Source organism: Thermovirga sp. (assembly GCA_012523215.1).
Classification (GTDB): Bacteria; Synergistota; Synergistia; order Synergistales; family Thermovirgaceae; genus 58-81.
Genome location: JAAYIZ010000154.1, coordinates 1 through 2,147 on the forward strand (window position 1 = coordinate 1; position 2,147 = coordinate 2,147).

2 protein-coding genes are annotated in these 2,147 nt (G+C 63.9%); both read right to left on the reverse strand.

Annotation, left to right across the window (positions count from 1 at the left end):
- Window positions 1-1,055, reverse strand: a 1,055-nt coding sequence (gene lpxK, locus GX108_04155; GenBank protein ID NLO56231.1) for a tetraacyldisaccharide 4'-kinase, incomplete at its 3' end; no start/stop codon positions are given.
- Window positions 1,036-2,147: ABC transporter ATP-binding protein (locus GX108_04160; GenBank protein ID NLO56232.1), on the reverse strand; the 1,112-nt coding region annotated here is incomplete at its 5' end. The genes lpxK and GX108_04160, both read right to left, overlap by 20 nt.

Here is a 2,147-nt window from a genome sequence, read left to right on the forward strand (position 1 = left end):
GCGGCGAAAAAGGAGTCCCCGTCTGCCAGGACCGCGTGGACCCTGGGAACGTAGACCGGGACGGCGGGCGACCAGTCCGGGGGGAGGTTGAAGATATCCTTCTCGGTGCAGATCAGCGACCGGGCCCCCAGGGAGGTCATTTTCCCGCCGATGGCGGCCAGTTCCGGCTCCGTGAAGATGTGATGGTCGCGGAAGATCTCGTGGAAGACAACGGGGAAGCCGAGCTGTTCGAGGAAAGAACCGAAACTATGGGGGTTGCCGATGGCCGAAAAGGCCGCCGCGGGAAGCGCGGGCGGTGGGCATTCTTCAAGCCCCTCCCGAGGTCCGAGAAAACGGGACCATCCCGCGAGGGCCAGCGAGGAAAGGAAAGGTTTCTCCCCGGTGATGCCCCGGATGGCGGCCGATATCTCTTCCACGCGCCCTTTGGCCACCTGGTCGGCCTTGGTGATCACCACCATGTGGGCCCTCTCCAGCGACCCCGGGTTTTCCCGGAGCATCCCGGCAGGCATCAGCCGTCCATTCCCGAAGGGGCAGGTCGCGTCGATGAGCACCACGTTCACGTCCCGCCCCATCTTCCTGTGCTGGAAACCGTCGTCGGCTATCGCTATGTCGACGCCCTCTCCGGCCAGCCGCAGAACTCCCCCGGCTCGGTCGGCCGAGACCGCGATGGGCACGCCGCCAAGTCTTCCGGAAAGCAGAAGGGCCTCGTCGCCCAGGAGATCCCTGCTAGGCTCGCACTCCCCCGCCAGGAGGCATCCCTTCTGCTTGCGCCCATAGCCGCGCATGACTATCCCCGGCCTGAGGCCGGCATCGACAAAGACCCTGGCGAGCATCTCGACAAAGGGAGTTTTGTTGGTGCCGCCGTGGGTGATGTTGCCGACGCTCACCACGGGGATGGGCATCTCCCGGGAGGCCGACAGGCCGTGATCGTAGGAGAAATTCCTGGCGCGGGAGCTGGCCTCGACCAGCCAGCCCAGTGGGGCCAGAAGCCTCCACGGGAAGCTTTCCCTTTCGCCACGGATAGGTCTGAAGTAGCTACTCAGCAGGGCTCCCATGGTTCTCCCCGAACTGGAGGCAGCAGAGCCTGGAGTAGAGACCCCCGGCATCCTTCAGGATTTCGTGGCTTCCCTCCTCGACGATCCTTCCACGATCTATCACCAGTATGCGGTCGGCTTCCCTGACAGTGGCCAACCTGTGGGCGATGACTATCGAGGTCCTGCCCGACATGGCCTTCTTCATCGCCTCCTGGATCTCCTGTTCCACGGCGGCGTCCAGGGAGGAGGTGGCCTCGTCCATGATGAGTATCCTGGGGTTCCGGACGATGGCCCGGGCGATGGCGACCCTCTGGCGCTGGCCGCCGCTGAGGGTGACGCCCCGTTCTCCCACCTCGGCTTTGAAACCGTCCGGCAGGGACAGGACAAAATCGTGTATCCCGGCGATCTTCGCGGCGCTTTCGATGTCCTTTTCGGAAAGGTCCTCGCAGCCATAGGCGATATTGAAGGCGATGCTGCCCTTCAAAAGCACGGGGTCCTGGGGGACGACGCCGATCTTCCTCCTAAGCCCCTTGAGGTCGAGCCTCCTGATGTCCTTTCCGTCGATGAGGATCGCGCCCTGCTGGGGATCGTAAAAACGGGTGATGAGGTCGGCGATGGTTGATTTCCCCGCGCCGGTGGGCCCCACGATGGCGACCTTCTCGCCGGGTGATACCCGGAAGGAGACATCCTCCAGGACCCAGGCTCCCTCGTTGTAGGCGAAGGACACGTCCTGAAAAGCGATCTCCCCCCTGATAGGGTCGACCTTCTCGGGATGCTTCGGCGGCTTTACCTCGCTTTCCACGTCGAGGATCTCGAAGACCCTGTCCGCGGCGGCCAGGCCCTGCTGCATCTGGGCGACCACCCTGGAAAAGACCCGGACGGGCTGGACGAGCAGCGCGAGGTAACCCAGGAAGGCTATCAGTTCGCCGGGTGTGAGTTCACCCGAGACGACCAGCCTTCCCCCGAACCAGAGTATCGCCGCCAGCGCGGTTATGAGGATGACCTCCACTATCCCGGTGAGGGCGGCGTTGGTCTGAACTCCCCTCATGAGGGCCCTGAAATGGGCGTTGCTCTGCGATTCGAAACGGCCGTACTCCTGCTCCTCGGTGGCGA